Origin of the sequence: Pseudomonas fluorescens, from assembly GCF_000968015.1 — a bacterium.
Classification (GTDB): domain Bacteria; phylum Pseudomonadota; class Gammaproteobacteria; order Pseudomonadales; family Pseudomonadaceae; genus Aquipseudomonas; species Aquipseudomonas fluorescens_W.
The window spans coordinates 91,249-93,468 of sequence record NZ_LACH01000026.1; the positions used below are offsets into that span (position 1 = coordinate 91,249).

General features: G+C 56.2%; 2 protein-coding genes. Both read left to right on the top strand.

Annotation, left to right across the window (positions count from 1 at the left end):
- Positions 1-144 precede the first annotated feature (144 nt).
- Positions 145-456 (top strand): DUF485 domain-containing protein, encoded by a 312-nt coding sequence (locus VD17_RS14075; protein WP_046054323.1) that lies wholly within the window; start codon positions 145-147, stop codon positions 454-456.
- On the top strand, positions 453-2,111 hold the full coding sequence (locus VD17_RS14080; RefSeq protein WP_046054324.1) for a cation acetate symporter: 1,659 nt from the start codon (positions 453-455) through the stop codon (positions 2,109-2,111). Before VD17_RS14075 ends, VD17_RS14080 begins: the two co-directional genes overlap by 4 nt.
- Positions 2,112-2,220: the final 109 nt, after the last annotated feature.

A 2,220-nucleotide genomic window follows, 5' to 3' on the forward strand; every position in this document is an offset into this window, starting at 1 on the left:
GGCTCGCTCCCACATTGTTTAGTGGATGCTGGGAAATGGCGATTCTGTCATGTCGTTCTAATACTAAGGTCGTCTGGAACCAGTTCCGTAGCCGCATAGAGTGGATAACGTTCCAACTTCATCTGTGCTGCGAGGATAAAAACAATGAACGACAGCATTTACCTCTCGATTCAAAACAGCCCGCGCTTCAAGGAGCTGGTTAGTAAGCGAGAAAGGTTCGCCTGGATTCTTTCGGCGATCATGCTTGGGCTTTACTCCGGATTCATCCTTTTGATTGCTTACGGGCCGCATATTCTGGGGGCGAAAATCAGCCCCGAGTCTTCGATTACCTGGGGGATACCGATTGGTGTCGGGCTGATTGTCTCGGCCTTTATCCTGACTGCAATCTACGTGCGACGCGCCAATGGCGAATTCGACGACCTGAACAATGCGATTCTCAAGGAGGCTCAGCAATGATCCGGCGTCTAATGGCTCTATTGAGCATCGCAGCCTTTGCACCTGGCGCCTGGGCAGGTGAAGCCCTGACCGGCGAAGTGCACAAACAACCGCTCAACGTTTCCGCGATCCTGATGTTCGTCGCGTTCGTTGGTCTGACCCTGTGCATCACCTACTGGGCCTCCAAGCGCAACAATTCGGCGGCCGACTACTATGCGGCGGGTGGCAAGATCACCGGCTTCCAGAACGGTCTGGCGATTNNCGGTGACTACATGTCGGCGGCGTCCTTCCTGGGTATTTCCGCCCTGGTGTTCACCTCTGGCTACGACGGCCTGATCTACTCGATCGGGTTCCTGGTGGGCTGGCCGATCATTCTGTTCCTGATCGCCGAGCGCCTGCGTAACCTGGGTAAATACACCTTTGCCGACGTGGCGTCCTATCGCCTTGGGCAAACCCAGATCCGCACGCTGTCTGCTTGCGGTTCGCTGGTGGTGGTGGCGTTCTATCTGATTGCGCAAATGGTCGGTGCCGGCAAGCTGATTCAGCTGCTGTTCGGTCTCGACTACTACGTTGCGGTGATCCTGGTCGGTATCCTGATGTGCATGTACGTGTTGTTCGGCGGCATGCTGGCGACCACTTGGGTGCAGATCATCAAGGCCGTGTTGCTGCTGTCCGGTGCTACGTTCATGGCACTGATGGTCATGAAACACGTCAACTTCGACTTCAGCCTGCTGTTTTCCGAGGCGATCAAGGTTCACCCTAAAGGTGAAGCGATCATGAGCCCGGGCGGTTTGGTGAAAGATCCGGTTTCGGCATTCTCGCTTGGCCTGGCACTGATGTTCGGTACCGCTGGCCTGCCGCACATTCTGATGCGCTTCTTCACCGTGAGTGATGCGAAAGAAGCTCGCAAGAGCGTGCTGTATGCAACCGGCTTCATTGGTTACTTCTACATCCTGACGTTCATCATCGGCTTCGGCGCGATCCTGCTGGTCAGCACCAACCCTGCCTTTAAAGATGCTGCTGGCGCGCTGTTGGGCGGCAACAACATGGCGGCGGTGCACCTGGCTAACGCGGTGGGTGGCAGCATCTTCCTGGGCTTCATCTCGGCGGTGGCGTTCGCGACCATTCTGGCCGTCGTTGCCGGTCTGACGCTGGCCGGCGCTACAGCGGTGTCCCACGACCTTTACGCGAGTGTGATCAAGAAGGGCAAAGCCAACGACAAGGATGAGATCCGCGTCTCGAAAATCACCACCATCTGTCTGGGTGTGCTGGCGATCGGCTTGGGCATTCTGTTCGAAAGCCAGAACATCGCGTTCATGGTGGGCCTGGCGTTCTCCATCGCGGCGAGCTGTAACTTCCCGGTGCTGCTGCTTTCCATGTACTGGAAGAAGCTGACCACGCGTGGTGCGATGATTGGCGGCTGGTTGGGCCTGATCAGTGCCGTTGGTTTGATGGTCCTTGGGCCAACCATTTGGGTGCAGATTCTGCATCACGAGAAGGCGATCTTTCCGTATGAGTACCCGGCGCTGTTCTCGATGGCCATTGCGTTTATCGGGATCTGGTTCTTCTCGGTCACTGACAAGTCCACAGCGGGTGCTAATGAGCGTGCGCTGTTCTTCCCGCAGTTTGTTCGTTCGCAGACTGGTTTGGGGGCGAGTGGGGCGGTTGCTCACTAAGGCTTCAGGCTTGTATATATAAGCTGCGTTAAACAGAAATGCCCTGGTCGAGAGATTGGGGCATTTTTTTGGGGGGGGGTGTGATGGTGTACATATCCATTCCTGCGGT

What these genes read in the sequence shown, in the direction of transcription:
- VD17_RS14075 (WP_046054323.1), top strand. Translation starts at nt 145, where the DNA reads ATGAACGACAGCATTTACCTCTCGATTCAAAACAGCCCGCGCTTCAAG.